Genomic DNA, 24,865 nt, shown 5'->3' with positions numbered 1-24,865 from the left:
CAGGACGAAGCTATTCGCCGGTTCAGAAATAAATGCCCGCGTACGGCGACTGGGGCACTGCGAACAGTTCGTCCGCCGCCGTCAGCGCGTCCGCGTCGTGCACCCGCACCAGCCCGGCCGCCGCGAGGTCGCGCCACGAGGTACCACCCAGCAGCGCGGCGCCCAACGCGGTGATATCGGCGTCCAGTTGTGCGGGTGCCGTAGTGATGTCGATGCCATCTGGGGAGATCGCATAGGTCGCGGAGTTGCGTGCCAACAGCGGATCTTCGATGCCGACGGTGACGGTGCGCGCGCCGGCATAGCTGCGGGCCCGCAGGGCGGCGGCCACATCGACAACCCGCAGCCAGGTTTCGTCACGCAATCCGGTGACCTGTGCGGCGCGCCGGTCCCGCAGCAACCACTGCAGCGGGCTGTCGGTCGGCGCTAGGGAGAACACCAGGCGGTCCACCAGATCCAGATCCAGCAGGAAGCGCAGCAGACCGATATGGGCCTGCTCGGTCGGGGCGAACAGGTCGTCGACGACGACGGTGCGCTGATCGCTGGTGAACCAGGCTTCCGTGTCGACCGGGTGGTAGCGCACGAACCCGGTCTCCTCGCCCGGGGACCCGTGCACGGCAACGAATTTCGCGCCCGGATTTGCCTCGGCGCGCAGCTGTTGGTTCAACCACCATGTCGCGTTGCGGTCGATGCTGCCGGGGCGGGGTCCGCGGTGGGTCGCGTAGATCCGGGGCAGCACGTCCCATTCCTGGCCGGGATCGAGCAGTCGCACCGGCCCGCCCGTGGCGACACCGGGGCGCAGGGCCGCGCGGTCGGTGCGGACCTCGATGGTGGCCGTGGTGGTGGCAACCGCGTAACCGAAGCGTTCGTAGATGGTGGCCTCGGAGGCGCGCAGGGAGGCGAGTACCTCACCGCGACCGGCGATATCGTGGAGTTGATGGTGCAACAGTTCGGTGGCGATACCGCGGCGGGTGTAGGACGGTAGCACCCCGACATGGGTGACCGCGGCGTGACTCACGCGGGCGCCACCGGGCACGGTCAGGGAGCTGGTGGTGGAATCCGCGGTGGCGGCCAGTCGGCCGTCGGCGAACAGGCCGAGGGTGCGGCCCGGCTCCAGAAGCTTGCCGATGAGCCCGCGCTGCTGTTCGTTGAGCGGCGGGAAACCGATCATGGCGGCGCGAAAGATGTTGCCCGCCTCGATGAGTTCGTCCTCGGAGGTCAGCACCCGGATATCGCGGCTCACACCAGACCCCGTTCGTGCAGCACGGCTTTCGCTCCCTCCGCGAACCAGAACGCCTCTTCGATGTGTGGTTGGCCGGACAGGATGAAGTGGTTGATGCCCAGCTGGTGGTATTCGGCGATCCTATCGGCCACCTCGGTGTGGCTGCCGACGAGTGCGGTGCCTGCACCGCCGCGTACCAGTCCGTAACCGGCCCACAGGTTCGGCGAGATCTCCAGGTCTGCGGTTCGGCCCCCGTGCAGGGCCGTCATCCGCTGCTGACCGACGGATTCCGTGCGGGCGAACATCTGCTGGGCCGCGGCGATGCGGTCGTCGCTGATCCCGGCGAGCAACCGATCGGCGTGTGCCCATGCCTGCTCGGAGGTGTCCCGGCTGATGACGTGCAGCCGGATCCCGAACTCCAGGGTGCGGCCGAATTCCGCGGCGCGGCTGCGGATGCGCTCGATACGTTCGGCGATCTGGCCGGGCGTCTCACCCCACGCGAGATACACGTCGACGTATTGTGCGGCAACCTCTTCAGCCGCCGGTGAGGCACCGCCGAAGAAGATCTGCGGGGGATCCCAGTCGCCGTAGTCGATATGCGCACCCTCGATGCGGTAGTGATCGCCGGCGAAGTCGAAGCTCGTGTCATCCGAGACACCGCGCAGCACGCGCAGGAATTCATCCGTGCGGCGGTACCGCTCGTCGTGGTCGAGGTGGTCACCGTAGCGGGCCTGTTCCACCGGATCGCCGCCGGTGACGATGTTGAGCAGCAACCGACCGCCCGACACCCGCTGGAAACTCGCCGCCTGGTGGGCCGCGAGGGTGGGGGAGATGAATCCGGGCCGGAATGCGACCAGGAACTTCAGCCGGGACGTGGTCTGACTGAGCGCGGCCGTCGTGATCCAGGCGTCTTCGCACCAGGTGCCGGTAGGGGTCAGCACGGCCTCGAAGCCGAGCAGTTCGGCGGTACGGGCCACCTGGCCGAGGTAGTCGATCGTGGGTGGGCGGATCCGGTTGGCCGAAGGGCCGGCAACCCGGTCCGAGTCATCGCCGGAACCGACGATCTCGCGGCTGTCGCCGTTGGTCGGTAGATACCAGTGCAGGTGGATACTCATCGCGACTCCACAGTATTGCGATACCGGGCGGCCGGATGGTCATCGCGTACCCGGGGCCGCCCGTACAGGCGTTCCCGCAGGGTGGCGCGGTGGTGCGGGCGCGGGCGCAACCGCCCGCGCCGGTCCAGTTCGGGGACAACGAGTTCGGCGAAATCCCGGTAGCTGTCCGGGTTGACGATATGGATGAGGTTGATGCCATCGGTACCGCTGTCGGCGAGCCAGCGCTCGAGCTGGTCGGCCACCGCGGCGGGCGTTCCGACCAGGGTGTGCGACCGGCCGAACTGGTGTGCCGGTGCCAGTGCCTGGCGCAGTGTCCACTGCCGATCGGCCCCGGCGAACATGTTCAGCAGAGACCTGTTGGAGTCGGTGTGGTGGTGGCCGATGGGCGTGTCGAGATCCTGGCCGGAGAAGTCGACTCCGGTGCTGGCCGAATAATGCGCCAGCGCGCCCTCGACGCTGAAATAGGACTGGTAGTCGGCGAGTTTGGCGCGCGCCCCGGGTTCGGTGTCGTCGACCACCACCGACAGCGCGCTGATGAAGTTCAGCGAGTCCGGATCGCGGCCGTGCTCGGCGGCCAACGCCTTCGTCCCCTCGACACTGCGGCGGATGCCCGCGGCGTCGGCGCCGGCCACGAAGACCGTCTCGGCGTGCTGTGCGGCGAACAACTGACCGCGCGGTGAACCGCCGGCCTGAAACAGCACCGGTGTCCGTTGCGGGCTCGGCTCGGACAGGTGGGCGTCGGGGACGGTGAAGTACCTTCCGTGATGGCCGATGCCGTGCACCTTGGCCGGATCGGTGTAGATGCCGCGGTCGCGGTCGCGCACCACGGCACCGTCCTCCCACGAGCTCTCCCACAGCTTGTAGGTGACCTCCAGGAATTCCTCGGCACGGTCATAGCGCTCATCGTGCGGTATCTGGCGGTCCAACCCGAGATTGCGTGCTGCACTCTCCAATTGCGAGGTGACGATGTTCCACGCGATCCGCCCGCCGGTCAGGTGGTCCAGCGTGCTGAACTTGCGGGCCAGCAAGTATGGATGCTCGTAGGTGGTGGACACCGTGACACCGAATCCGAGGTGGGTCGTGGCGGCGGCCATCGCCGACACCACCAGCAGCGGATCGCTGACCGGGGACTGGGTTCCGGTGCGCAGCGAGGCCGCGGCGCTGCCGGCATAGGTGTCCAGCAGCCCCAGCGCGTCGGCGATGAACAGGGCATCGAATCGGCCCTCGTCGAGGAGCCGGGCCAGCTCGGTCCAGTATTCGATGGTGTTGTACCGGTGGGTCTGATCGCGGGGATGCCGCCACAGCCCATAGTTCACATGTGACACCGCGTCCATCGAGAACGCGTTGAGGACGACGGGCTTCGAGGTGCTCGCCACGTCAGGAGACGACGGCGGCGGGCAGTACGCGTCGTCGCGTGACCAGGTCACCCCAGGCGGCGAAGGCCTCGTCGTGCCCGGCCGAGGATCCGCCGCTGGCGAGTGCGGCCAGTCCGGTGGCGATGGCACCGATACCGATCCCGGTATCGCGGACCACGCCGACCAACTCGTCGAAGGCGGCGCGGTCCGAGCAGCCACGCAACCCGACCAGAATGCCGACGGCGACGTCGATCTCCCGACGCGAGGTATGTGCGGTGGCGCGTTGACTCATGCGCTCCATGGTGAGGCTGCGGTGAGCAGCCGCCCATACTTCTGCGCGAGCAGACGCAAATACCCCCTATTTCTCGTGCAATAGGGGGTATTCACGCCTGCTCGCGGGTCCTAGACAGACCCCTGCGCGATGCGGCGGACCGCGTCGATGAAGACGTCGATCTCGTCGAAGGTGTTGTAGAACGCGAACGACGGCCGCACAGTCGCTTCCAGACCGAGCCGACGCAGGATCGGCTGGGCGCAGTGATGCCCGGCCCGCACCGCGATGCCCTCGGCGTTGAGCGCCTTGCCCACCTCCAGCGGTTCATGCCCGGCCAGCACGAAGGACAGCACGCTGGCCTTCTCCTCGGCGGTGCCGACCAGTCGCACACCCGTGATGTCGGCCAGTCGTGGTGTCGCGTAGTCCAGCAGTGCGTGCTCGTAGGCCGCGATGCGCTCGATGCCGATCCGCTCCACGTACCGCAACGCCTCGCCGAGACCGACGGCATCGGCGATGTTCCCGGTGCCCGCCTCGAACTTGTTCGGAATACCCTGATAGATGGCGCGATCCAGGGTGACATCGGCGATCATGTTGCCGCCGCCCTGCCAGGGCGGAGTCTCCTCCAGCGCCTCCTCGGTGCCGTACAGGACGCCGATCCCGGTGGGCCCGAAGATCTTGTGCCCGGAGAAGACGAAGAAGTCCGCGCCGAGCGCCTGCACGTCGAGCGGGATGTGCGGAATCGACTGCGCGCCGTCGATCAGCACCCGGGCGCCGTAGCGGTGCCCGAGCTCGACGATCTTGTCCACCGGTGTCACCGTGCCGAGCGCGTTGGAGACCTGGGTGGCGGCGACCAGTTTGGTCTTCGGTCCGAGCAGCTTCTCGAACTCGCCGAGCAGCAGATTGCCGGCATCATCGACCGGGGCGACCTTGAGCACCGCGCCCGATTGCTGCGAAAGCAACTGCCACGGAACGATATTGGCGTGATGCTCCAGGTGGGTGATGACGATCTCGTCACCGGGCCCCAGGTGCTTGCCGCCCCAGGAGTGGGCGACCAGGTTGATGGCCTCGGTGGTGCCGCGCACGAAGATGATCTGTTCGCTCTTGCCGGCGTTGATGAAGCGCCGCACCATGTCCCGGGCTTCCTCGTAGGCGTCGGTGGCGCGTGCCGCCAGCTCGTGCGCCGCGCGGTGGATGTTCGAGTTCTCGTGCGCGTAGAAGTAGGCCAGCCTGTCGATGACCGCCTGCGGCTTCTGCGTCGTCGCCGCATTGTCGAACCAGATCAGCGGTTTCCCGTTGACCGTTTCGCGCAGGATCGGGAAGTCGGCGCGGATGGCCCGGACATCGAAGATCTCATGGTTGTCGGGCAGCAGCGGAACAGGCTCGGCGGTCACGTGGTGCGTCTTCGTGGGCTGCAGGAAGTAGTACCCATCGGCATCGTGGGACGCCGGCGCGGCGCCCGTCCACCCGAGGTTCGGTATGTCCGGGACGGCGCCCGGCCAGGTGGGTGCGTGGCCGCGAGGTGCCACCGGTGCTGACGGGGGAGCGGCCAACACGCCGGGCGCCGTCGAAACGAGGCCGGTCGGGACCGCGAACCCTTCCAGTCCCCGGAAGGAGACGGCCGGGCTCGCGGCGTTGCCTCGCGGCGCCACCGGCGCCACGCCCGGCGGAAACGCTTCCGGGCCCGGCGAACTCGGTACCGGAATGTTGAACTCCGGCACCGTCACGAACTCGGCCGGGGTGCCGTGGTGCGCTGCCCCCGCGGCGGTGGAGCCCGCCGAGGCGGCCGTGGTGGTGTCCGGGGTGACCCCGCGCGGGGCGGGTTGCGTCACCACCGGCGGGCTGTCCGGGCCGGGCCGGATGCTCGTCGCGAACAGTTGGGTCGCCAGCGCCGCCAGCTCGGCTTCGCTTATCGGCAGGTCACTTTCGGCATCCAGCGATCGAATTTCGTGCCCGTCACTTGTACTCATGGAAGTGGTCCACTCCGACGTCCTCGAGAACCGCCAGCGCATCGTCGGTCAGCACTGCCAGCGACGAGTACAGGGTGACCAGGTAGGACGCGATCGCCGACCGGTTGATCCCGGTGAAGCGCACCGACAGGCCGGGGGCCTGTTCGCCGACCAGTCCCGGTTGGAACAGACCGACCACACCCTGGCGCTCCTCGCCGGTGCGGACCAGGATGAACTTGGTCCTGCCATCGGTGACCGGCACCTTGTCACTCGGGACGATCGGGATGCCACGCCAGGTGATGAACTGGGCGCCGAACAGGCTGACCACTGGCGGCGGCACACCCCGACGAGTGGCCTCACGTCCGAAGGCAGCCACGCCCAGCGGGTTGGTCAGAAAGAACGCCGGGGTCTTCCACACCTTGGTGATCAACGAGTCCAGGTCGTCCGGGGTGGGGGTGCCGCGCAGGGTCGAGATGGTCTGTTCCGGGGTGACCTGCGAGAGCAGGCCGTACTCGGGATTGTTGACCAGCTCGTACTCCTGGCGCTCCTTGATCGTCTCGATGGTGAGGCGCAGCTGCTGGGCGACCTGGTCGTGCGGGCTGGAGTACAGGTCCGAGACGCGGGTGTGCACATCGAGCAGGGTCGAGATGGACCGCAGCGTGTACTCGCGGGGACTGGTCTCGTAGTCGACGTAGGTCTCGGGCAGCGGGTCGTCGGTGCCGGCGCCCTCGTCGGCGTGGATCGCGACCCGGTCGGGGTTCACCACCCGGTTCACCCGGTAGATGCCGGCCTCGACGGGCACCCAGGACAGCAGGTGCAACAGGAAACGCGGGGTGATGGTCGAAAGCTGGGGAACGGTCTTCGTGGCGTTGGCGAGTTGCCGTGCGGCGAGATCGCCGAGTACCTGCGATTCGTTCTGGGCAGACGTCATGGTGCTACCTCCGACGGGGTTCTGTTGTGGTGATGCGGCGGCCACGATACGGCCTGAAAACGAAACTGACAGCCTTAGCGCGCACAGCGACGAAAAGTTCTCGGACTGGCATTTCGGCGGGTTTGCCGTATGGTTTGGGACATGACCCACGACGGATCGCTGCGCGCCGGTATCGCGTGCCGCTTCGTCGTGCCGTGTTGTTGTTGTTGATTTTCTGACGCCGGCCCCCGCGTCTCTGCCCGCCCATCTCCCGGCGGTGTGCGGATTCGCGTTGTTCACAGCCTTCAGGAAGCCAACAGCAATGCCCGTCCTCACCTTGCATGCACCCGCCGCCACACCGGTGGTCGTCCGCCGCAGCGTGCGTCGCACCGTCGACATCCCGCGGATGACCCGATACCGCGGCGGTACCTATTCACCGACCGTGGACACCGTCGTCTTCACCGATGGCAGCTCGGCGCGCACCGATCTGATCCGGCTGAACCCCGGCATCGACGCGTACTCCCTCGACTACGCCGGCGTCGCGCCGAGTCGGCCATCCCGGTATCGGCCGGCGAACTGGTCGGCCGTGCGCAACGCCGCAGCCCGCGCCTACGAAGCCGAGGTGGACTGGATCATCCGCAATTCGTTTCCGACGCTGGGGACGGCCGAGTTGAGTCGGCGGGTGCGGGCGGCCGGGCACCTGCGCGGCGGCTCGAACCTGGCCGAGCATGAGGCCATCGCCGCCACGCAGGCCGCCATCTGGCATTTCACCAACGGCCTACGGTTGGACAACCGGCCGCTCAACGTTCCGGTCGCGGTCACCGATGAGCCCGGCGTGCTGACCTTCGAGTTCGACGACGACCCGCAACTGGCCGGCTACGCGGTCGAGCTGACGACCGCGGGCGCGGTGTCGCTACAGCTGCAGAAGTCCCTCGACGGCACCACCTGGCGCGATGTGGCCGCATCGGGTCTGAACGTGCCGGCCGGGCACGGGACCTACCGGCGTCGGCTCGGGTTGGGCACCACCACCTCCGAGACGCGGCCGGGCCGGGCGCACCGCGGGTACCGGTTCTACCGGTTGGTGGTCGCCGGTGCCGAACATGACATCGAGATCGACGATGTGACCTTCACGCTGCACGGCTCGGGGCACTATCGCAACGCCGATCGTGTTGTCGCCCTTTACGATCACCTGGTCGCCGGCGCGGAGTCGGCGCGGCGATCGACCGTGGCACCCCGCTTGACCGCCGACCGTGTCGTCCTCGGAGGCGCGTCGATGGGCCCGTTCGGATTTCACGCCACCGACGCCGCCACGCTCACCGTGTCGACCGGCGAGATCGTCGATGACGCCGGCAGGCCCATCCAGGGACCGGTGTCACCCGGCACGGATATCCACCTGCGTGGCGCGGGACCGGGCACCGTCACCGTCACCGCCAGCGTCCCCGCCGCCCGGGACGGTTTCGGCGGGCGGGTCCTGACCGGCATCGCCTACGAGAACCATCGGCTGACCCCGGTGGCACTGGCCACCCCGACCCCGACCGTGGTCGACTTCGAGATCACCACTCGCACAACGTGATTTCGGTGAGGAAACGGGCGCTCACCGCCCGTTTCCTCACCGAAATCGCAAGCTACATGGGCGCGTTGGCGGGCTGGAACGTCCCGGTGCTGTCGGCTTCCTCCTCGGCGCGGATCACGTGCACCACCGCGTTGATGAGTGCCAGGTGGGTGAACGCCTGTGGGAAGTTACCCAGGTGCCGGCCGGTGCGCGGTTCGATCTCCTCGGCGTACAGGTGCAGCGGGCTGGCGAAGGACAGCAACCGCTCACACAGCCGCTTGGCCCGGCTCACCTCACCGATCTCGACCAGCGCGGACACCAGCCAGAACGAACAGATGGTGAAGGTGCCCTCCTCGCCGGACAGCCCGTCATCGGTCTCCTCGGTCCGGTAGCGCAGCACCAGCCCGTCCTCGGTCAACTCCTCGGCGATCGCCATCACGGTGGCCCGAATCCGCGGATCGTCCGAGGGCAGGAACCGGGTCAGCACCGCCAGCAGCAGCGACGCGTCCAGCGCGTCGTCGCCGTAACGCTGGGTCAGCACACCACGCGAATCGACACCGTGGGCCAGGATGTCGGCCTTGATCTCCTCGGCGAGCGCGCCCCACTGCTGGGCGTAGGACTTCTCACCCTGCAGCTCGGCGAGCTTGGACCCGCGGTCCAGCGCCACCCAGCACATGATCTTGCTGGAGGTGAAGTGCTTCGGTTCGCCGCGCACCTCCCAGATGCCGCGGTCGGGCTCCTTCCAGTGCTTGATGGTCTCCTCGACCTGATTTTTCAGCACCGGCCACAACGCCTCGGGGATCTGCTCGCGCGATTTGGCGTGCAGGTACACCGAGTCGAGCATGGTGCCCCAGATGTCGTGCTGCATCTGGTTGTAGGCGCCGTTGCCGATGCGCACCGGCCGGGAGTTGTCATACCCGGACAGGTGGTGCAGTTCCTCCTCGACCAGGCTGCGTTCACCGCCGACGCCGTACATCACCTGCAGCGGATGGCGTTCGCCGTTGGTGGCGCCCGACACGTCGGCGATGAACGAGAAGAAATCGTCGGCCTCGCGGTCCAGGCCCAGGGTGTAGAGCCCCCACAGTGCGAACGTCGAATCCCGGATCCAGGAGTAGCGGTAATCCCAGTTACGTTCGCCCTGAGGGGTTTCCGGCAGGGATGTACTGCTTGCGGCCAGCAGCGCCCCGGTCGGGGAGTACACCAGCCCCTTCAGCGTCAGCGCGCTGCGCTGCAGATAGGCCCGCCACGGGTGGTCCGGAAAGTCGCCGATGTTGATCCACTGCCGCCACGACTCGCTGGTCTTCCACATCTTGTCGGCGGCTTCCTCGAAGTTCTGCGGCGCCGGGTGCTTCGACCAGCTCAGCGCGACGAACACCTTGTCGCCTTCGGTGAGCCGGGTGCGGGCCCGTGCTTCATGGCCTTCCAGGCCGATGCGCAGATTGGTCGTCAGCCGCAGCGTCGGGTTGGCCTCGGGATCCTTACTGGCCCGCGCGATCGCCTCGCCGTAGGCCGCCGAGGAGTACTCCCAGGTGGCCGGGCTGCGTCCGTAGTCGAAGTTGGGTTCGCAGTTCATCACCAACTCGACGACACCGCTGACGCAACGCACCGTGCGCAGCAGGATGTGTTCGGCATCCCAGTCGGTGGGGGTGCGGCGGTGGGTGCGCGACCGGGTCTCGGTGTCATGCCAGGGCCCCATCACCAGCGCGTCGCGCACGATCATCCAGCCGGTGTGGGTCTGCCAGGTGGTCTCCATGATGAGGCTGCCCGGCAGATAGCGCCGCGCCGAGGGCACCGACACCCCGTACGGGCTCAACCGGAAATGGCCGGCGCCTCGGTCCAGGATGGCGCCGAACACACTGGGGGAGTCCGGTCGCGGCACACACAGCCATTCCACCGACCCGGCCGACGAGACCAGGCAGGTGTTCTCGCAGTCGGACAGGAACGCATAATCCGCGATGGGCGGGAACGGGTTTCGCAGGGCTCCGGACGGGGCGTACGCGATGGGAGCCGTCGCCGTGAACGGCGTCGGCGTCGGATCGTGCTCGGTGTGTTCCAGAACCATGCCGCCCATCATGAGTCCAGATCGCGCACACGTCTAGTCGCGGGCGTGCGGGCCTGCGCGCCGTGCGAACCCGGGGATGTGCTCGGGCAGCGGTCCGATCGCGATACCGTATCCGATGATGCTGCGCAGCAGCGCAATCCGGCTGACGATCCGCACCCCGGCCGGTGGTGACACCGGGCGGTCGTCGGCGACTGCGACGGCGATCACCCTGTTGTGGACGGTCTTCTGCACGCCCTGCACGATGACGGTCGGCAACCACCGGCGGATCTGCACGCGTCGCAGTTGTGTGGTCGACACCGAACCGGCGCGCAACGGAGCGGCCAGCAGGCGGGCGGCCGCCACCGCATCGGCGACGGCGAGGTTGATGCCGACCCCACCCACCGGCGACATCGCGTGCGCGGCATCGCCGATGAACAACAGCCCGTCGGTGTACCAGCGCGGCAGTCGATTCAGTTGGACGTCGAGCAGTTTCACATCGTCGAACGATGTGAGGGTGGTGATGCGGTCGGCGACCCACGGCACCACCGCGGTCATCCGTCGGTGCAGCGATTCGATTCCCTCGGAACGCAGTCGGGTATCAGACCCCTTGGGGATGACGAAGGCGCACTGGAAGTAGTCGCCCCGGTCGATCATCGCCACCACATGGCCCGCTCCCATCGCACCGGCCAGGCCCGCCGGGTCGGACTCGGAGCGCGGCAGCCGGAACCACCACACATCCATCGGTGCGCCAAAGCTCCGCGGTACCAGGCCCATCGCGTCCCGCAGTGTGGAGCCGCGGCCATCACAGGCCACCGTCAGCGGCGCGTGCAGCTCCCGGATCTCCCCGCCGGCGTCGCGGAACCGCACCCCGCCGACCGTGCCGCCGCGCAGTACCGGGCCCAGCACCTCGGCGCTGCGCAACAGCGTGAACGTCGGCTCCTGCTCGGCGGCCGAGGCCAGCAGTTCCAGGAAGTCCCATTGCGGCACCAGCGCGATGTGTTTGTGGGCTCCGGGCAGCCTGCGCAGGTCCACACTGACCGGGACGCCCTGCACCGAGAGCACCAGCGACTCGATGAGCCGGTGCGGTAACGCGGCGAACTGCGCGCCGAGACCCAGCTCGTCGAGCATCCGCAGCGTGCTCGCGTGCACGGTGTCACCGCGGAAATCACGCAGAAAATCGGCGTGCTTTTCCAGCACCGTGACATCCACCCCGGCCCTGGCCAGTAATAGACCCAGCATCATCCCGGCGGGTCCACTGCCGACGATCACGCATCCGGTGGACGGGGTGTTCTGCTGGGCCTGCGGCACCCACCAATGGTGGCACTACTGTGGGTCAGATGGGCGATTTCCTGAGCTGGTGGGATGGCGTCGAACTGTGGCTGTCGGGCCTCGGGTTTGTCGCGCAGACCGCCATCGTCATGCCGGTCGTGCTGATCCTGGCCTTCGGGACCGCGGTGGTACTCGACGGGGCGCTGGGCAACGGCATCAACCTGGTGCGGCGGGCCCGCCACAAGGAGGAGGAGCCGTCGTGAACCAGATGCCGCGCTCGCGGGTGACGCTGGCGCTGATCGCCCTGGTCATCCTGGTCATCGTGATGTGGTGGATCGCGCGCTGAGCGGGGCCGGCGCACAGCGACGAACTGCGGTTTTGCCTCGTCGGGCGGGGGCCGTCGATTCTGGTACTCTTCCGGCCATGCACGCAGCGACCGGCAACAAGAGCGGCCATGTCCTGGCCCTCATTGCCGTGAGTTTCTCCGCTGTTGCTGATGTCTGTTGTTGTCGCTGACTCCACACCCGTCTGCGGTTTGGCGTTGGTAGCGACATGAAATCGCGTCGCGCACTGATCCACCACCTTTCCGTACGTACGGGAGCCCTGCCCCCATCCCCGTCCTGGAAAGGTCATCAATGCGCAACCTCGGTACAACCACCCGGCGCGTACGTGCCATCACCGCACTCGCCCTGGCCTCCGCACTGGTCGCGGCGTGCGGCGGCGGCGCCAGCGACGTGGCCGGCGAGGGCGGCGTTTCCGACGCCGACACCACGCTGACCCTGGTGGCGTTCGCGGTGCCGGAGCCGGGCTGGTCCAAGGTCGCCCCGGTGTTCGCCGAGACCGACGAGGGCAAGGGCGTCGGCGTGACCGCCTCCTACGGCGCATCGGGTGATCAGTCCCGCGGTGTCGAGTCCGGCAAGCCCGCCGACGTCGTGAACTTCTCGGTCGAGCCCGATATCACCCGGCTGGTCAAGGCCGGGCTGGTCGACGAGGACTGGAACGCCGGCGCGCAGAAGGGTCTGCCGTTCGGTTCGGTGGTGACCTTCGCCGTCCGCGAGGGCAACCCGAAGAACATCCGCGACTGGGACGATCTGCTCAAGCCCGGTGTCGAGGTCATCACGCCCAGCCCGCTGAGCTCCGGTGCGGCCAAGTGGAATCTGCTGGCCCCGTACGCCGCCAAGAGCAACGGCGGCCAGGACCACGCCGCGGGCATCGCCTACGTCCAGGAACTGGTCAGCCAGCATGTCAAGCTGCGCCCCGGATCCGGTCGGGAGGCCACCGACGTGTTCCGGCAGGGCACCGGTGACGTGCTGCTGGCCTACGAGAACGAGGCGCTGCACTACAACCTGGAGCACGTGAACCCGCCGCAGACCTTCAAGATCGAGAACCCGGTCGCCGTCGTCAACACCAGCAAGCACCTCGACAAGGCCACCGCTTTCGTCAACTTCCAGTACACACCGGAGGCGCAGAAGGTGTGGGCCGAGGCCGGTTTCCGCCCGTCCGACCCGGCGGTCGCCGAGGAGTTCGCCGACAAGTTCCCGGCACCGGAGAAGCTGTGGAGCATCACCGATCTGGGCGGCTGGTCCGAGGTCGATCCGCAGCTGTTCGACAAGGACAACGGTGAGATCACCAAGATCTACAAGCAGGCCACCGGTTAGTCGAGGACGGCCGGAGAGCGAAGCGGATCGCCTATGACGACCACGAATCCCGAGACGAGTCGCCCGGAGCTCACTCCGGGCGACCCGCCTGTGAGCCGGCGGTCACCGGCCCGCCCCAGCGGCGCCACCCTGCAGGTCGGGGTGGCGGTGCTGTGGCTGTCGCTGATCGTGTTGCTGCCGCTGGCCGCGATCCTGCTGACCTCGGTCGAGGGCGGCGTGGACGCCTTCTGGTCGGCGGTGACCTCACCCTCGGCGCTGGCGTCGTTCCGGGTCACGCTGGTCATCTCGATCGGCGTCACGCTGGTCAACGTCGTGTTCGGTCTATTGATCGCCTGGGTCCTGGTGCGCGACGACTTCCCGCTCAAACGGGTGGTGGACGCGATCATCGATCTGCCGTTCGCGTTGCCGACCATCGTGGCCAGCCTGGTGCTGCTCTCGCTGTACGGTCCGGGCAGCCCGGTCGGCATCCACATCCAGCACACCGCGTGGGGTGTCGCGCTGGCCCTCGCCTTCGTGACGCTGCCGTTCGTGGTCCGCGCCGTGCAACCGGTGCTGCTCGAGCTGGACCGTGAGGTCGAGGAGGCCGCGGCCTCCCTCGGCGCCAACAACGCCACCATCTTCTTCCGGGTGATCCTGCCCGCGTTGGCGCCGTCGCTGTTCTCCGGCGCCGGGCTGGCCTTCTCCCGGGCCATCGGCGAGTTCGGCTCCATCGTGCTGATCGGCGGCGCCATCCCCGGTGAGACCGAGGTGTCCTCGCAGTGGATCCGCACCCTCATCGAGAACGACGACAGGGTCGGCGCGGCCGCGATCTCGATCGTGCTGCTGCTGATCTCCTTCGTGGTGCTGTTCATCCTTCGCTACTTCGGCGCACGGGCGGCCAAGCGCGAGGAGTCGGCCCGATGACACTGTCCCGTCCCACCCAGCTGATCCTGCGGATCATCGCCTCGGTCTACATCTTCGCGCTGCTGGTGGTTCCGTTGGGCGCCATCCTCTGGCGGGCGTTCGCACCCGGTATCGGCGAGTTCTGGGCGTCGATCACCACCCCCGCCGCCCAATCCGGACTGCAGCTGTCACTGCTGGTGGTGGCGATCGTGGTGCCGCTGAACGTCATCTTCGGTGTGCCGACGGCCATCGTGCTGGCCCGGCGCAAGTTCCGCGGCAAGAGTGCGCTGCAGGCCGCGATCGACCTGCCGTTCGCGGTATCGCCGGTGGTCATCGGTGTGGCACTGATCGTGCTGTGGGGCAGCGCCGGCCTGTTCGGGTTCGTGGAGAACAGCTGGGGCTTGAAGATCATCTTCGGCTTCCCCGGCATCGTGCTGGCCAGCCTGTTCGTCACCATCCCGTTCGTCATCCGGGAGGTCGAACCGGTGCTGCACGAGGTAGGCACCGACCAAGAGGAGGCCGCGGCCACCCTCGGCGCCAACTGGTGGCAGACCTTCTGGCGCATCACCCTGCCGTCCATCCGGTGGGGGCTGACCTACGGTGTGGTGCTCACCGTGGCGCGCACCCTCGGCGAGTTCGGCGCGGTGCTGATGGTCTCGTCGAACCTGCCGGGCCAGTCGCAGACGCTGACCCTGCTGGTGCACGACCGCTACACGCTGGGTAATCCGTACGGCGCGTACACCATCTCGGTGGTGTTGATGGCCGTCGCACTCATCGTGCTGGTGGCCCAGATTTTGTTTGACGCCCAACGTTCGCGCGTCAAGACTGAGGACTGAAGGAGACCGACCGATGAGCGAAACCGCTATCACGGTGAAGGGCGCGAACAAGCATTATGGTGACTTCGCGGCCCTGGACAACATCGACTTCGTGGTGCCCAAGGGTTCGCTGACCGCGCTGCTGGGTCCCAGCGGCTCGGGCAAGTCGACGCTGCTGCGTGCCATCGCCGGCCTCGACCAGCCCGATACCGGCTCGATCACCATCAACGGCCGCGATGTGACCGGGGTGCCGCCGCAGAAGCGTGGTATCGGCTTCGTCTTCCAGCACTACGCGGCCTTCAAGCACCTCACCGTGCGCGACAACGTGGCGTTCGGCCTGTCGATCCGCAAGAAGCCGAAGAACGAGATCAAGGACAAGGTCGACAACCTGCTGGAGGTCGTCGGGCTGGCCGGTTTCCAGAACCGGTATCCGGCCCAGCTGTCCGGTGGTCAGCGCCAGCGGATGGCGCTGGCCCGCGCTCTCGCGGTCGACCCGGAGGTGCTGCTGCTCGACGAGCCGTTCGGCGCCCTGGACGCCAAGGTCCGCGAGGATCTGCGGGCCTGGCTGCGCCGCCTGCACGACGATGTGCACGTCACCACCGTGTTGGTCACCCACGATCAGGCCGAGGCGCTCGATGTCGCCGACCGGATCGCGGTGCTCAACAAGGGGCGCATCGAGCAGGTCGGCTCACCGACCGAGGTGTACGACGCGCCGGCCAACCCGTTCGTGATGTCGTTCCTGGGCACGGTGTCGCTGCTCAACGGAATCCTGGTGCGCCCGCACGACATCCGCGTCGGCCGCAACCCCGACCTGGCCATCGCCGCGGGCGACGGCACCGCGGAATCCACCGGGGTCACCAAGGCCACCATCGACCGGATCGTGACGCTGGGCTTCGAGGTGCGGGTGGAGCTGACCAGCGCGGTCACCGGCACCCCCTTCACGGCGCAGATCACCCGTGGCGACGCCGAGGCGCTCGGATTGCGCGCCGGGGACACCGTCTACGTGCGGGCCACCCGGGTGCCGCCGATCGCCGGCGAACTGCAGAGCGCCGAGGTCCGCGCCGAGGCGCTCACCTAGCCGCGGGCGGTGCTACAGCGGCGCCACCCGGTCCGCCCACGGTGCGGCCTCCTCGAGCTGGGCGGCCAGCTTCAGCAGCAGGGGCTCACCGGCCAGCGGGGCGACGAACTGCACCCCCAGCGGTAGCCCGTCGTTGGTCCAGTGCAGCGGCAGCGTGATCGCCGGGCGGCCGGTCAGGTTGGCCAGCTGGGTGTAGGGCACCCAGCCGAGGTTCTTGTCGACCATGTCGTCGACGATCCTGGTGTGACGCAACAGCTTTGCGGTGCGGGTGCGGAGCAGCACATCGGCACCGCGTTGCAGCGGCGCGGGCAGGTCGAACTCGCCGATGCGCGGTGGCGGGGTGGCCAGCGTCGGCGTCAGCAGCAGATCGTAGGTCTCGAAGAAGGTGCTCAGCCGGCGGGTGTGCGCGTGCCGGCGCTGCACAGCGTCGACGTAGGCCACGCTGCTGGTGGCCCGCCCGAGCGCGGCCATGATCAGGGTGTCCCGCTCGAAGGCGTCATCACTGGCCCCGGAAAGGCGTTTGGCCTCGTCGACCTCCCAGGCCAGGTAGACGAACCAGGTGAGCAGGAAGTCGCGCGCCAGTTCGGCATCGTCGAACGGGGCCTGCGGTAACTCCTCGACGTGGTGGCCGAGGTCGGTCAGGGTCGCCACGGTCTTCTCGATCGCGGCGTAGGCCTCTTTGTGCGGTGTCGGGGTGATCGCCGAGGGCACCCGGACCCCGATGCGCAGCCGGCCGGGGTCCTGCCCGACGGCGGCGGCGTAGGACGACTCGGGCGACGCCGGCGAGTACGGTCCGAACGGTTCGCCGCCGGCGATGACGTCGAACATCGCCGCGGTGTCGCGCACCGTGCGCGATATGACGCCCTGCACGGCGGACCCGTGCATCGCCTCACCGTTGGCCGGGCCCATCGGGGTCAGCCCGCGGCCGGGTTTGAGTCCGACGAGCCCGCAGCAGGCGGCCGGGATACGGATCGATCCGCCGCCGTCGTTGGCGCCCGCGCAGGGCACGATGCCGGCCGCGACGGCCGCCGCCGAGCCGCCCGAGGAGCCGCCGGGGGTGTGGTCGGTGTTCCACGGATTGCGGGCCGGGCCCCACAGCTGCGGTTCGGACACACCCTTGGCACCGAACTCGGGCAGGTTGGTCTTGCCGAAGATGACCAGGCCTGCATCGAGCCAGCGCTCAACGATGGTTGCGTGCTCGGCGACCGGGATGTGCTGCAGCGACCGCGACCCGTTGGAACTGGGCAGGCCGGCGTAGTCCTGGGCGAGGTCCTTGATGAGAAACGGCACGCCGGCGAACGGACCGGTCAGCTCGTCGGTGGGCGTGGCGGGCACATCGCGGATGATGGCGTTGATCTTCGGGTTCACCGCGGCGGCCCGTTCGGTGGCCAGCTCCAGCAGCTCGGTGGCAGTTATCTGCTTGTCGGCCACCAGTTTCGCCAGCCCGGTCGCGTCGTGGCTGCGGTATTCGTCGAACCTCATGCCCCAAGACTAGGGGGAGGTGGTTGCGGTCGAAAGCTCTTTGGCCAGGGTGGCCGGCCGCTCGGTCCATCCGGGTGGTCGCAGCATGTAGCCGATCCGCCCCCGCCAGGTGGTGGCGCGCCACACGTCGCGGACCATCAGGGCGAACTCGTGGTAGTTGACCTTGACCGGGTTGTAGGTGTCGATGTTGTGGGTGAGCCCGTAGCGGATCTTCTCGGTCTCTTCGGCGTAGCTGTTGAACAGCCGGTCCCAGAGGATGAAGATGCCGCCGTAGTTCTTGTCGAGATAGGGATTGTTGGCGCCGTGGTGTACCCGGTGATGCGATGGTGTGTTGAACACGTATTCGATTGGCGCGGGCAACTTCCCGATGCGTTCGGTGTGCAGTGGGTATTGGAAGAGCAGGACGATCGCCTTGCTCAGGAAGATCATCCAGACCGGGATGCCGACGAGCGCCAGCGGGATGTACACCGTCGCGGTCAGGAACCGGCCGGGGATGAGCCACGGCAGGCGCACGGCGGTCGACATGTTGAAGTGTTGGCTGGAATGGTGCACGCTGTGCGCCGCCCAGAACAGCCGGACACGGTGTTGCACACGGTGTTCGGTGTAGTAGGCCAGGTCGGTGCCGACGATGGCCAGCACCCACACCCACCAGTCACCGGCGGACAGTGCGATGGGCGCCAGCAGCGAGGCCAGCACGATGATGGGTAGCTCGATGAAGTCTTCGGCCAGATTGGCGACCCGGCCGAGTCCATAGACGCCGAGGCTCGCCGAGGTGTCCCGCGCCGAGAAGCCGGCCTTGGCGCGGGGTTCGGCGCCGCGGCCGGCGCGTCGGTCCCGGCGCCGCTCCAGGTGATCGCCGAGGAACTCGATACCCAGCAGCAACGCGAATGCCGGGATCGCGTACAGCCCGATGTTGCCGATCCACTCCATGCGCGTTACCCCCCGCTCTCGTTCTTCTTGGGCATGCCGGCGATCTGCCGGCGCAGGGCCTCACCGAACATCTGCTCGGTGACGCGTTCCGGTTCGATGCGCCGTTGCCGGATGAGGCCGCCGAACATGGCCAGCGTGGTGGTGGCGAAATCGTCCACCGAGACCCGTTCGACGTCGACACCGTTGCGTTCCAACATGTTTGACAGAATTCCGCGGACGGAGTCCAGGGTCTTCGCCGACGCCGCTGCCTCGATCTTCATCAATTCCGGATTGCGCACCGCGTGCAGCCAGAACTCGGTGCGCAGCACCGCGACGTCGATCTCCTTGTCGGCCATCGCGATCAGCATCGCGCCGAGGGCGCGCAACGGATCCTGCGATTCGGCATGCGCATCGCCGATGATCTCGGCGACAGTGTCCATTCGGTTGACGGCACGGTCGGTCATCAGCGCGGAGAACAGGTCGTCCTTGCCCGCGAAGTTCGAGTACACCGCGCCCACCGAGAACCCGGCCGTCTCGGCGATCTCCTCGACGGACGCGGCGGCGTACCCGCGCCGGGCGAACACCTGCGCGGCGGCGTCGAGCAGTCGCTGTCGGGTCTGCTCCTTGCTCTCCGCGCGGGTCAGTCGGCGCGGCTTCGGATCATCGGCCATATCCAGATAGTAGCGGTTATTTGAATTGATGCCACTATCTCAGTGCTCGAAAGGGGGTTGACCTTCCCGTTACGGGAACCTGCACCGTGGTGCCATGACCACCACACCCATCCGTCCGACAATCGAAGGAGACGCCTGACGTGTACGAACAATTCGGCCGTTACGGCGCCTGGCTCAATCCCGTGCACGGCGATGCCGCCCGGATCGAATACGCGCCTGCACTCGAAGAGCTGGGTTATCAGACGATCTGGGTGGGAATCGGCGCGGGCCCCGTGGGGGACATGGCTCTGCTTGAGCAGATGATGGCCGAGACAACGACGGCGATCATCGCTTCGGCGATCATCAACATGTGGGACGACGACCCCCGTGACATCGCGTATCAGTACCACCGGATCGTCGACCGGCACGGACAGCGGTTGCTGCTGGGAGTCGGACTCGGCCACCCTGAGGGCCGGGACAGCTATGAACGGCCATTCGCACGGATGTCCCGCTTCGTCGATGCGCTCCTGGAGGGCGGCATCCCCGCTGAGGCGATCGTCATCGCCGCTCTGGGTGAGAAGACACTGCGGTTGTCCGGTGCGAAGACATTGGGTGCGCACCCCTATCTCACCGTCCCCGCACACACCCGCTATGCCCGTGAATTGTTGGGCAGCAATGTCTTTGTGGCCCCCGAGCACAAGGTCGTGCTGTGCGAAGACCCCGATCGGGCGCGCACGATAGGCCGGTCTCTGGTAGATGATCCCTACCTCGGTCTGCGCAATTACACCAACAACCTGCTCAGGCACGGGTTCACCCGGGCCGATACCGACCGTCCCGGCAGCGATGCACTCGTCGATGCCCTGGTTGCGCATGGTTCCCCGGAAACCATCTACGCCGAGATCGACAAGCACTTCTCGGCCGGCGCCGACCATGTCGGCATCCAGGTGCTCGCCGAGGATCTCAGCGGGTCGCCGGTAGCGGCCTTCCGCACGTTGGCCGCGCACCGGCCACCCCACCGACGCCAGGACGATCGCACTGCGTGATCGATGCGCGACAGGTGTTTGAGGCTCGGTGTCAGGCGGCGGCGGGCAGTGCCAGTGCGGCGTCGAAGCGGTCGAGCACCGTCTCGGCCACCAGGCGGTGTGCGCCCAGTGGGGCGGCCATCGGAATGCCCTGCGCTGCGGCGAAATCCGCCACCCGATCAGTGATCTTGCCGTGCGCCAGGAACCATGGCGCGATGACGATGCGGTCGGCGCCGCGCAGCCGCAGCCGCTGCACGGCCTCGGGTAGCGCAGGTTTGGGTCCGGTGGCGAACGCGGCGGTGACACCGGCCCAGCGGGTGTCCAGGCCCACCGTGGCAGCCACCGTCGCGGTGCGGGCATTGGCCGCCGGGCGTGACGAACCCACCGCCGCGACGATCACCCCGACATTCGAATCATGTGCGGACACACCGGCTTCGGCGATCCGTCGACGCAGCACCGCCAGCAGCTGATCATCTTCGCCGAGCACCTCGGCCTGGCGCGCCGCGACCCCGCTCTCGGCGATCATCGCCGGAATATCCACGCGGGCGTGATAGGCGTTGGCCAGCAGCAGCGGAGTGACCACCGCCCGGTCGCCGACCTGCCGCAGCACGTCGACCAGATTCGGCGCCGTCTGCTCACAGAACGCAGGGGTCACCTGCAGTCCCGGGCGCAGCCGTCGGATCGTGTCGGCCACCGCGTGGGTGGTCACCGCCGACCGGGGATCGGCGCTGCCATGGGCGGTGAGCACCAGGACCGGTGCGGTCACCTGCGAGCTCACGAGGCGTGCAGACCGCATTCGGTCTTCGACTGCCCGGCCCAGCGCCCGCTGCGCGGATCGGCACCCTCGATCGGCTTGCTGGTGCACGGTGCGCAGCCGATGGAGGGGTAGCCCTCATAGACCAGCGGGTTGACCAGGATGCCGTTGGCATCGATGTAGGCCTGCATGTCGTCGTCGCTCCAGGCCGCGATCGGGTTGATCTTCACCAGGCCGAACGCCTCGTCGAAGCTGATCAGCGGGGCGTTGGCGCGCGTCGGCGCCTCCACCCGGCGGATACCGGTGACCCAGGCCGAGTAGCCCTTGAGCGCCTTGCCCAGCGGTTGCACCTTGCGCAGCCGGCAGCATTCGCCTGCGTTGCGGGCGAACAGGTCCTTGCCCAGCAGCTTGTCCTGCTCGGCCACGCTGTGCTCGGGCGCGACGTTGTGCACCTTGACGTCGTAGACCGCCTCGACCGCGTCGCGGGTACCGATGGTCTCCACGAAGTGATAGCCGGTGTCCAGGAACATCACGTCGACACCGGGCCGCACCTTGGCGGCCATCTCGACGAGTACCGCGTCCTGCATGTTGGACGCCACGATGTAGTCGCCGCGGAAGTTGCGGTCGGTCCAGCTCAGCAGATCCATCGCGTCGGCGCCGTCGAGTTCGCGGGCTCCACGCTCGGCCAGCTGCCGTAGGTCCGTCTCCGATCGGGTCACTGTCGTCACCTGTTGATCACCTCAATCCACTCGTCGCGCGGGCGCTCATCGGAGATCGGCCTCCTCGGCGCGCACCGCCCACTGAGCGAAACGCTCATCGGGCTCGCGTTGTTTCACGAAGTTGCGAACGACCCGCTCGATGTAGTCACCGAGCTCGGTGGCCAGCACCTTGTGCTGGCGCAATTTACGACCGAACCCGCTGTCCAGGCCCAGGCTGCCGCCCAGATGCACCTGGAAACCCTCCTCGGGCCCGTTGCCGTCGTCGATCATCTGGCCCTTGAAGCCGATATCGGCGACCTGGATGCGCGCGCACGAGTTGGGGCAGCCGTTGATGTTGATGGTCACCGGCACGTCGAGCTGGGCGTTGATGTCCTCCAGACGCTTCTCCAGCTCGGGCACCAGCACCTGCGAGCGGCTGCGGGTCTCGGCGAAGCTCAGCTTGCAGAACTCGATGCCGGTGCAGGCCATCAGGTTGCGCCGCCAGTGCGACGGAGCCGACGGCAGGCCGAGCGCATCCAGGCCGGCCCGCAGCTCCTCGAGCTTGTCGTCGGGGACGTCCAGCACGATCAGTTTCTGATACGGCGTGAAACGCACCCGGTCGGAGCCGGCGGCCTCGGCCAGGTCGGCGACCTTGGTCAGGATGGTGCCGGTGACGCGGCCCGCGATGGGGGAGACCCCGACGGCGTTGAGCCCGTTCTTGAGTTTGGTCACACCCACGTGATCGATGGGCCGGGTGACCGGGGTCGGCGCCGGTCCGTCGAGCAGCGGGCGTTTGAGGTACTCCTGCTCAAGAACCTCCCGGAACTTTTCGACACCCCAGTCCTTGATCAGGAACTTCAGCCGGGCCTTGGCGCGCAGTCGGCGGTAGCCGTAATCGCGGAAGCCGCTGACCACGGCCTCCCACACATCGGGCACCTCGTCCAGCGGCACCCACACGCCGACGCGCTGGGCCAGCATCGGATTGGTGGACAGTCCGCCGCCGACCCACAGGTCGAAGCCGGGCCCGTGCTCGGGATGAACGACACCGATGAATGCGACGTCGTTGACCTCGTGCACCACGTCCTGCAGACCCGAGATGGCGGTCTTGAACTTGCGCGGCAGGTTCGAGTACTCGGGCTTGCCGATGTAGCGCTTGACGATCTCGTTGACCGCGGGCGTGCCGTCGATCACCTCGTCGGGGTGCTGGCCGGCCAGCGGCGAGCCCAGCACGACGCGCGGGCAGTCGCCGCACGCCTCGGTGGTCTGCAGGCCGACCTCATCGAGGCGGCGCCAGATCTCCGGCATGTTCCGCACGTCGATCCAGTGGTACTGGACGTTCTGCCGGTCGGACAGGTCGGCGGTGTCCCTGGCGAACTCGGTGGAGATACCGCCCAGGGTGCGCAGGGCGGCCAGGCTGAGGTCACCGCCGTCGCTGCGCACGCGCAGCATGAAGTACTCGTCCTCGAGCATGTCGGTGTTCTCGTCACCGGTCCAGGTGCCGTCGAAACCCGGCTTACGCTGGGTGTAGAGACCCCACCAGCGGAACCGGCCGCGCAGATCGCCCTTGTCGATCGAGTCGAACCCGTTCGGGGCATAGATGGTCTCGATGCGCTGACGCACGTTGAGCGGGTTGTCGTCCTTCTTGGCCTGCTCGTTGGCGTTGAGTGGCTCGCGATAGCCGAGCGCCCACTGGCCTTCACCACGGGGCCGCTTGGCGGGCTTGGCGGGCTTGGCCTTGTCGGGGGCGTTGGAGACCGTTTCGGTCATGTTGTCGGGGCTCCTTGTCGGGGAGCGGCTCACCGATCGCGCGAACTCGCCGGGGGCTGGCCGGCGGCGCAGATCCGGCGGCCGGCTCATGGGTGGGGCAGGCTGATTCCGATATCGACGCGGGTCAGGACAGACAACAACAGCTACAGATGCGCTTGAGGTCGACATGCCGCCGGACCACCAGCGCAATGCGGGTGGTGCTGTCAACGGCGGCGGTCACGCCCGACATTCTGCCACGACAGCCCCCACCTGCCCTAACCGGGCCAGATTTAGGATCGGGGTGAGCAAAACCGGCTCTGGGACAATTCCGGTATGACCAGCCCGCAGCCGGACACCGCCGGTCCCTTCGGCATCTATGTCCATGTGCCGTTCTGCGCCACCCGCTGCGGCTACTGCGACTTCAACACCTACACCCCCGCCGAGCTCGGCGACTCCACCCCGGCCGGCTGGCTGGCCGCCGTGCAGGTCGAACTGGAACTCGCCGCCCCGCGCGTCGGGTCGCGTCCGGTGGACACCGTCTTCGTCGGCGGGGGCACGCCGACGCTGCTGGGCGGGGACGGGCTGGCGGCGGTGCTGGACGCGGTGCGGGCGCACTTCACGTTGACCCCCGGCGCCGAGGTCACCACCGAGGCCAATCCGGAGTCCAGCTCACCGGCGCTGTTCGCCCGGCTGCGCGAGGCCGGCTACACCCGGGTGTCGCTGGGCATGCAGTCGGCGGCCACGCACGTGCTCAAGGTGCTCGACCGGGTGCATTCGGCCGGGCGGGCGCCGGCGGCCGCCCGCGAGGCCCGCGCCGAGGGGTTCGAGCACGTCAACCTCGACCTGATCTACGGCACGCCGGGGGAGAGCGATGACGACCTGAAGATGTCGGTGGAGACCGCGCTCGACGCCGGCATCGACCACCTGTCGGCGTATGCGCTGATCGTCGAGGACGGCACCGCGCTGGCTCGCCGGGTCCGCCGCGGCGAGCTGCCGATGCCGGATGACGACGTGCTGGCCGACCGTTACGAGTTGCTCGACGCCGCGCTGTCGGCGGCGGGTCTGCACTGGTACGAGGTGTCGAACTGGAGCGCCCCGGGTGGGGAATGCCGGCACAACCTCGGTTACTGGGACGGCGGGCACTGGTGGGGTGCCGGCCCGGGCGCGCACGGCTATCTGGACGCCACCAGGTGGTGGAATGTCAAGCATCCCAAGGCCTATGCGCAGGCTCTCGCCGAACGCCGGTTGCCGGTGGCCGATTCCGAGGAACTCGACGATGCCGCCCGGCACATCGAGGACGTCATGCTGCGGCTGCGGCTGCGCAGCGGGCTGCCGGACGCGGTGCTGACCGCGGCCGAGCGTGTGCGCGCCGAGGCCGCGGTGACCCGGGGGCTGCTGGTGCGCGCCGGTGACCAGTTGGTGCTCACCGATCGCGGTCGGCTGCTCGCCGACGCGGTGATCCGCGACCTGCTCGACGACTGACAGATCTGCGC

The 24,865-nt window shown here is 67.9% G+C and carries 23 protein-coding genes; 9 read left to right on the top strand and 14 right to left on the bottom strand.

Features of this window, described 5'->3' with window-relative positions; all coding sequences use genetic code 11:
• Positions 1-22: 22 nt before the first annotated feature.
• From BST17_RS05300 to BST17_RS05275, 6 genes are all read right to left on the bottom strand, one after another.
• The gene (locus BST17_RS05300; protein WP_083055889.1) at positions 23-1,240 is read right to left on the bottom strand and encodes a GNAT family N-acetyltransferase; all 1,218 of its coding nucleotides are present in this window, start codon (positions 1,238-1,240) and stop codon (positions 23-25) included.
• Positions 1,237-2,334, bottom strand: a complete 1,098-nt coding sequence (locus tag BST17_RS05295) for an LLM class flavin-dependent oxidoreductase (protein WP_083055888.1) — start codon at positions 2,332-2,334, stop codon at positions 1,237-1,239. The genes BST17_RS05300 and BST17_RS05295 overlap by 4 nt, the downstream gene beginning before the upstream one ends.
• Entirely contained in the window at positions 2,331-3,710 is a 1,380-nt protein-coding gene (locus BST17_RS05290) for an LLM class flavin-dependent oxidoreductase (RefSeq protein WP_264002075.1), read from the bottom strand. Before BST17_RS05290 ends, BST17_RS05295 begins: the two co-directional genes overlap by 4 nt.
• Position 3,711: 1 nt before the next feature.
• Positions 3,712-3,981, bottom strand: coding sequence for an ANTAR domain-containing protein (locus BST17_RS05285; protein ID WP_083055886.1), 270 nt, complete (start codon positions 3,979-3,981; stop codon positions 3,712-3,714).
• Positions 3,982-4,091: 110 nt separating this feature from the next.
• A complete protein-coding gene (locus BST17_RS05280; protein WP_083055885.1) occupies positions 4,092-5,927 on the bottom strand; it encodes a family 2A encapsulin nanocompartment cargo protein cysteine desulfurase in 1,836 nt (611 codons plus the stop codon).
• Complete coding sequence (locus tag BST17_RS05275) at positions 5,914-6,837, bottom strand: family 2A encapsulin nanocompartment shell protein (RefSeq protein WP_083055883.1); 924 nt, start codon at positions 6,835-6,837, stop codon at positions 5,914-5,916. The genes BST17_RS05280 and BST17_RS05275 overlap by 14 nt, the downstream gene beginning before the upstream one ends.
• A 301-nt stretch (positions 6,838-7,138) precedes the next feature.
• On the opposite strand from BST17_RS05275, the gene BST17_RS05270 reads away from it, so the two are divergent.
• Positions 7,139-8,389 carry a thioester domain-containing protein gene (locus BST17_RS05270; protein WP_109750007.1) on the top strand — a complete coding sequence of 417 codons (1,251 nt, stop codon included), beginning with the start codon at positions 7,139-7,141 and terminating at the stop codon, positions 8,387-8,389.
• Between the two features lie 52 nt (positions 8,390-8,441).
• Here the strand turns inward: BST17_RS05270 and BST17_RS05265 are convergent, their stop codons facing one another.
• On the bottom strand, positions 8,442-10,430 hold the full coding sequence (locus BST17_RS05265; protein ID WP_083056071.1) for a glycoside hydrolase family 15 protein: 1,989 nt from the start codon (positions 10,428-10,430) through the stop codon (positions 8,442-8,444).
• Positions 10,431-10,463: 33 nt separating this feature from the next.
• Entirely contained in the window at positions 10,464-11,651 is a 1,188-nt protein-coding gene (locus BST17_RS05260; RefSeq protein ID WP_234807551.1) for an FAD-dependent oxidoreductase, read from the bottom strand.
• Positions 11,652-11,746: 95 nt separating this feature from the next.
• Between BST17_RS05260 and BST17_RS05255 the strand changes: the two genes are divergently transcribed.
• The 6 genes from BST17_RS05255 to BST17_RS05235 all read left to right on the top strand — a co-directional run bounded on the left by BST17_RS05255 (position 11,747) and on the right by BST17_RS05235 (position 16,111).
• Entirely contained in the window at positions 11,747-11,941 is a 195-nt protein-coding gene (locus BST17_RS05255; protein WP_083055880.1) for a hypothetical protein, read from the top strand.
• Positions 11,942-12,101: 160 nt separating this feature from the next.
• Positions 12,102-12,194, top strand: coding sequence for an Ms4533A family Cys-rich leader peptide (locus tag BST17_RS29950; RefSeq protein ID WP_407937732.1), 93 nt, complete (start codon positions 12,102-12,104; stop codon positions 12,192-12,194).
• 119 nt (positions 12,195-12,313) lie between these two features.
• The gene (locus tag BST17_RS05250) at positions 12,314-13,336 is read left to right on the top strand and encodes a sulfate ABC transporter substrate-binding protein (RefSeq protein WP_083055879.1); all 1,023 of its coding nucleotides are present in this window, start codon (positions 12,314-12,316) and stop codon (positions 13,334-13,336) included.
• A gap of 33 nt (positions 13,337-13,369) precedes the next feature.
• Positions 13,370-14,239 carry a sulfate ABC transporter permease subunit CysT gene (gene cysT / locus BST17_RS05245; protein WP_109750005.1) on the top strand — a complete coding sequence of 290 codons (870 nt, stop codon included), beginning with the start codon at positions 13,370-13,372 and terminating at the stop codon, positions 14,237-14,239.
• Positions 14,236-15,054 (top strand): sulfate ABC transporter permease subunit CysW, encoded by an 819-nt coding sequence (gene cysW / locus BST17_RS05240; protein ID WP_083055876.1) that lies wholly within the window; start codon positions 14,236-14,238, stop codon positions 15,052-15,054. The genes cysT and cysW overlap by 4 nt, the downstream gene beginning before the upstream one ends.
• A 13-nt stretch (positions 15,055-15,067) precedes the next feature.
• Complete coding sequence (locus BST17_RS05235) at positions 15,068-16,111, top strand: sulfate/molybdate ABC transporter ATP-binding protein (RefSeq protein WP_083055874.1); 1,044 nt, start codon at positions 15,068-15,070, stop codon at positions 16,109-16,111.
• A 12-nt stretch (positions 16,112-16,123) separates the two neighbouring features.
• On the opposite strand, the gene BST17_RS05230 is transcribed toward BST17_RS05235, so the two are convergent.
• The 3 genes from BST17_RS05230 to BST17_RS05220 are packed head-to-tail and all read right to left on the bottom strand — an operon-like array spanning position 16,124 to position 19,173.
• Entirely contained in the window at positions 16,124-17,593 is a 1,470-nt protein-coding gene (locus BST17_RS05230; RefSeq protein WP_083055873.1) for an amidase, read from the bottom strand.
• A gap of 9 nt (positions 17,594-17,602) precedes the next feature.
• Positions 17,603-18,523, bottom strand: a complete 921-nt coding sequence (locus BST17_RS05225) for a sterol desaturase family protein (RefSeq protein WP_083055871.1) — start codon at positions 18,521-18,523, stop codon at positions 17,603-17,605.
• 5 nt (positions 18,524-18,528) lie between these two features.
• Positions 18,529-19,173, bottom strand: a complete 645-nt coding sequence (locus BST17_RS05220; RefSeq protein WP_083055870.1) for a TetR/AcrR family transcriptional regulator — start codon at positions 19,171-19,173, stop codon at positions 18,529-18,531.
• Between the two features lie 140 nt (positions 19,174-19,313).
• Here BST17_RS05220 and BST17_RS05215 point away from each other — a divergent pair, with 140 nt between their 5' ends.
• Positions 19,314-20,195: a TIGR03620 family F420-dependent LLM class oxidoreductase gene (locus tag BST17_RS05215; protein ID WP_083055868.1), complete on the top strand. Its 882-nt coding sequence runs from the start codon at positions 19,314-19,316 to the stop codon at positions 20,193-20,195.
• A 31-nt stretch (positions 20,196-20,226) separates the two neighbouring features.
• On the opposite strand, the gene BST17_RS05210 is transcribed toward BST17_RS05215, so the two are convergent.
• The 3 genes from BST17_RS05210 to BST17_RS05200 are packed head-to-tail and all read right to left on the bottom strand — an operon-like array spanning position 20,227 to position 23,393.
• Positions 20,227-20,970, bottom strand: a complete 744-nt coding sequence (locus BST17_RS05210) for a sirohydrochlorin chelatase (protein ID WP_083055867.1) — start codon at positions 20,968-20,970, stop codon at positions 20,227-20,229.
• Entirely contained in the window at positions 20,949-21,656 is a 708-nt protein-coding gene (locus tag BST17_RS05205) for a phosphoadenylyl-sulfate reductase (RefSeq protein ID WP_083055865.1), read from the bottom strand. Before BST17_RS05205 ends, BST17_RS05210 begins: the two co-directional genes overlap by 22 nt.
• Positions 21,657-21,692: 36 nt before the next feature.
• Entirely contained in the window at positions 21,693-23,393 is a 1,701-nt protein-coding gene (locus BST17_RS05200; RefSeq protein WP_083055864.1) for a nitrite/sulfite reductase, read from the bottom strand.
• 312 nt (positions 23,394-23,705) lie between these two features.
• Between BST17_RS05200 and hemW the strand changes: the two genes are divergently transcribed.
• Positions 23,706-24,854 carry a radical SAM family heme chaperone HemW gene (gene hemW / locus BST17_RS05195; protein ID WP_083055862.1) on the top strand — a complete coding sequence of 383 codons (1,149 nt, stop codon included), beginning with the start codon at positions 23,706-23,708 and terminating at the stop codon, positions 24,852-24,854.
• Positions 24,855-24,865 lie beyond the last annotated feature (11 nt).

The organism is Mycolicibacterium bacteremicum, assembly GCF_002086115.1.
Lineage (GTDB): Bacteria > Actinomycetota > Actinomycetes > Mycobacteriales > Mycobacteriaceae > Mycobacterium > Mycobacterium bacteremicum.
This window is presented reverse-complemented; position numbering and strand designations above follow the sequence as displayed.

Excerpts from the sequence above, each read along its gene's own strand:
- BST17_RS05295 (WP_083055888.1), bottom strand. The coding sequence starts at position 2,334 with ATGAGTATCCACCTGCACTGGTATCTACCGACCAACGGCGACAGCCGC.
- BST17_RS05285 (WP_083055886.1), bottom strand. The coding sequence starts at position 3,981 with ATGAGTCAACGCGCCACCGCACATACCTCGCGTCGGGAGATCGACGTC.
- BST17_RS05280 (WP_083055885.1), bottom strand. The coding sequence starts at position 5,927 with ATGAGTACAAGTGACGGGCACGAAATTCGATCGCTGGATGCCGAAAGT.
- BST17_RS05275 (WP_083055883.1), bottom strand. The coding sequence starts at position 6,837 with ATGACGTCTGCCCAGAACGAATCGCAGGTACTCGGCGATCTCGCCGCA.
- BST17_RS05270 (WP_109750007.1), top strand. The coding sequence starts at position 7,139 with ATGCCCGTCCTCACCTTGCATGCACCCGCCGCCACACCGGTGGTCGTC.
- BST17_RS05265 (WP_083056071.1), bottom strand. The coding sequence starts at position 10,430 with ATGGTTCTGGAACACACCGAGCACGATCCGACGCCGACGCCGTTCACG.
- BST17_RS05260 (WP_234807551.1), bottom strand. The coding sequence starts at position 11,651 with ATGATGCTGGGTCTATTACTGGCCAGGGCCGGGGTGGATGTCACGGTG.
- BST17_RS05255 (WP_083055880.1), top strand. The coding sequence starts at position 11,747 with ATGGGCGATTTCCTGAGCTGGTGGGATGGCGTCGAACTGTGGCTGTCG.
- BST17_RS29950 (WP_407937732.1), top strand. The coding sequence starts at position 12,102 with ATGCACGCAGCGACCGGCAACAAGAGCGGCCATGTCCTGGCCCTCATT.
- BST17_RS05250 (WP_083055879.1), top strand. The coding sequence starts at position 12,314 with ATGCGCAACCTCGGTACAACCACCCGGCGCGTACGTGCCATCACCGCA.
- cysT (WP_109750005.1), top strand. The coding sequence starts at position 13,370 with ATGACGACCACGAATCCCGAGACGAGTCGCCCGGAGCTCACTCCGGGC.
- cysW (WP_083055876.1), top strand. The coding sequence starts at position 14,236 with ATGACACTGTCCCGTCCCACCCAGCTGATCCTGCGGATCATCGCCTCG.
- BST17_RS05235 (WP_083055874.1), top strand. The coding sequence starts at position 15,068 with ATGAGCGAAACCGCTATCACGGTGAAGGGCGCGAACAAGCATTATGGT.
- BST17_RS05230 (WP_083055873.1), bottom strand. The coding sequence starts at position 17,593 with ATGAGGTTCGACGAATACCGCAGCCACGACGCGACCGGGCTGGCGAAA.
- BST17_RS05225 (WP_083055871.1), bottom strand. The coding sequence starts at position 18,523 with ATGGAGTGGATCGGCAACATCGGGCTGTACGCGATCCCGGCATTCGCG.
- BST17_RS05220 (WP_083055870.1), bottom strand. The coding sequence starts at position 19,173 with ATGGCCGATGATCCGAAGCCGCGCCGACTGACCCGCGCGGAGAGCAAG.
- BST17_RS05210 (WP_083055867.1), bottom strand. The coding sequence starts at position 20,970 with ATGCGGTCTGCACGCCTCGTGAGCTCGCAGGTGACCGCACCGGTCCTG.
- BST17_RS05200 (WP_083055864.1), bottom strand. The coding sequence starts at position 23,393 with ATGACCGAAACGGTCTCCAACGCCCCCGACAAGGCCAAGCCCGCCAAG.
- hemW (WP_083055862.1), top strand. The coding sequence starts at position 23,706 with ATGACCAGCCCGCAGCCGGACACCGCCGGTCCCTTCGGCATCTATGTC.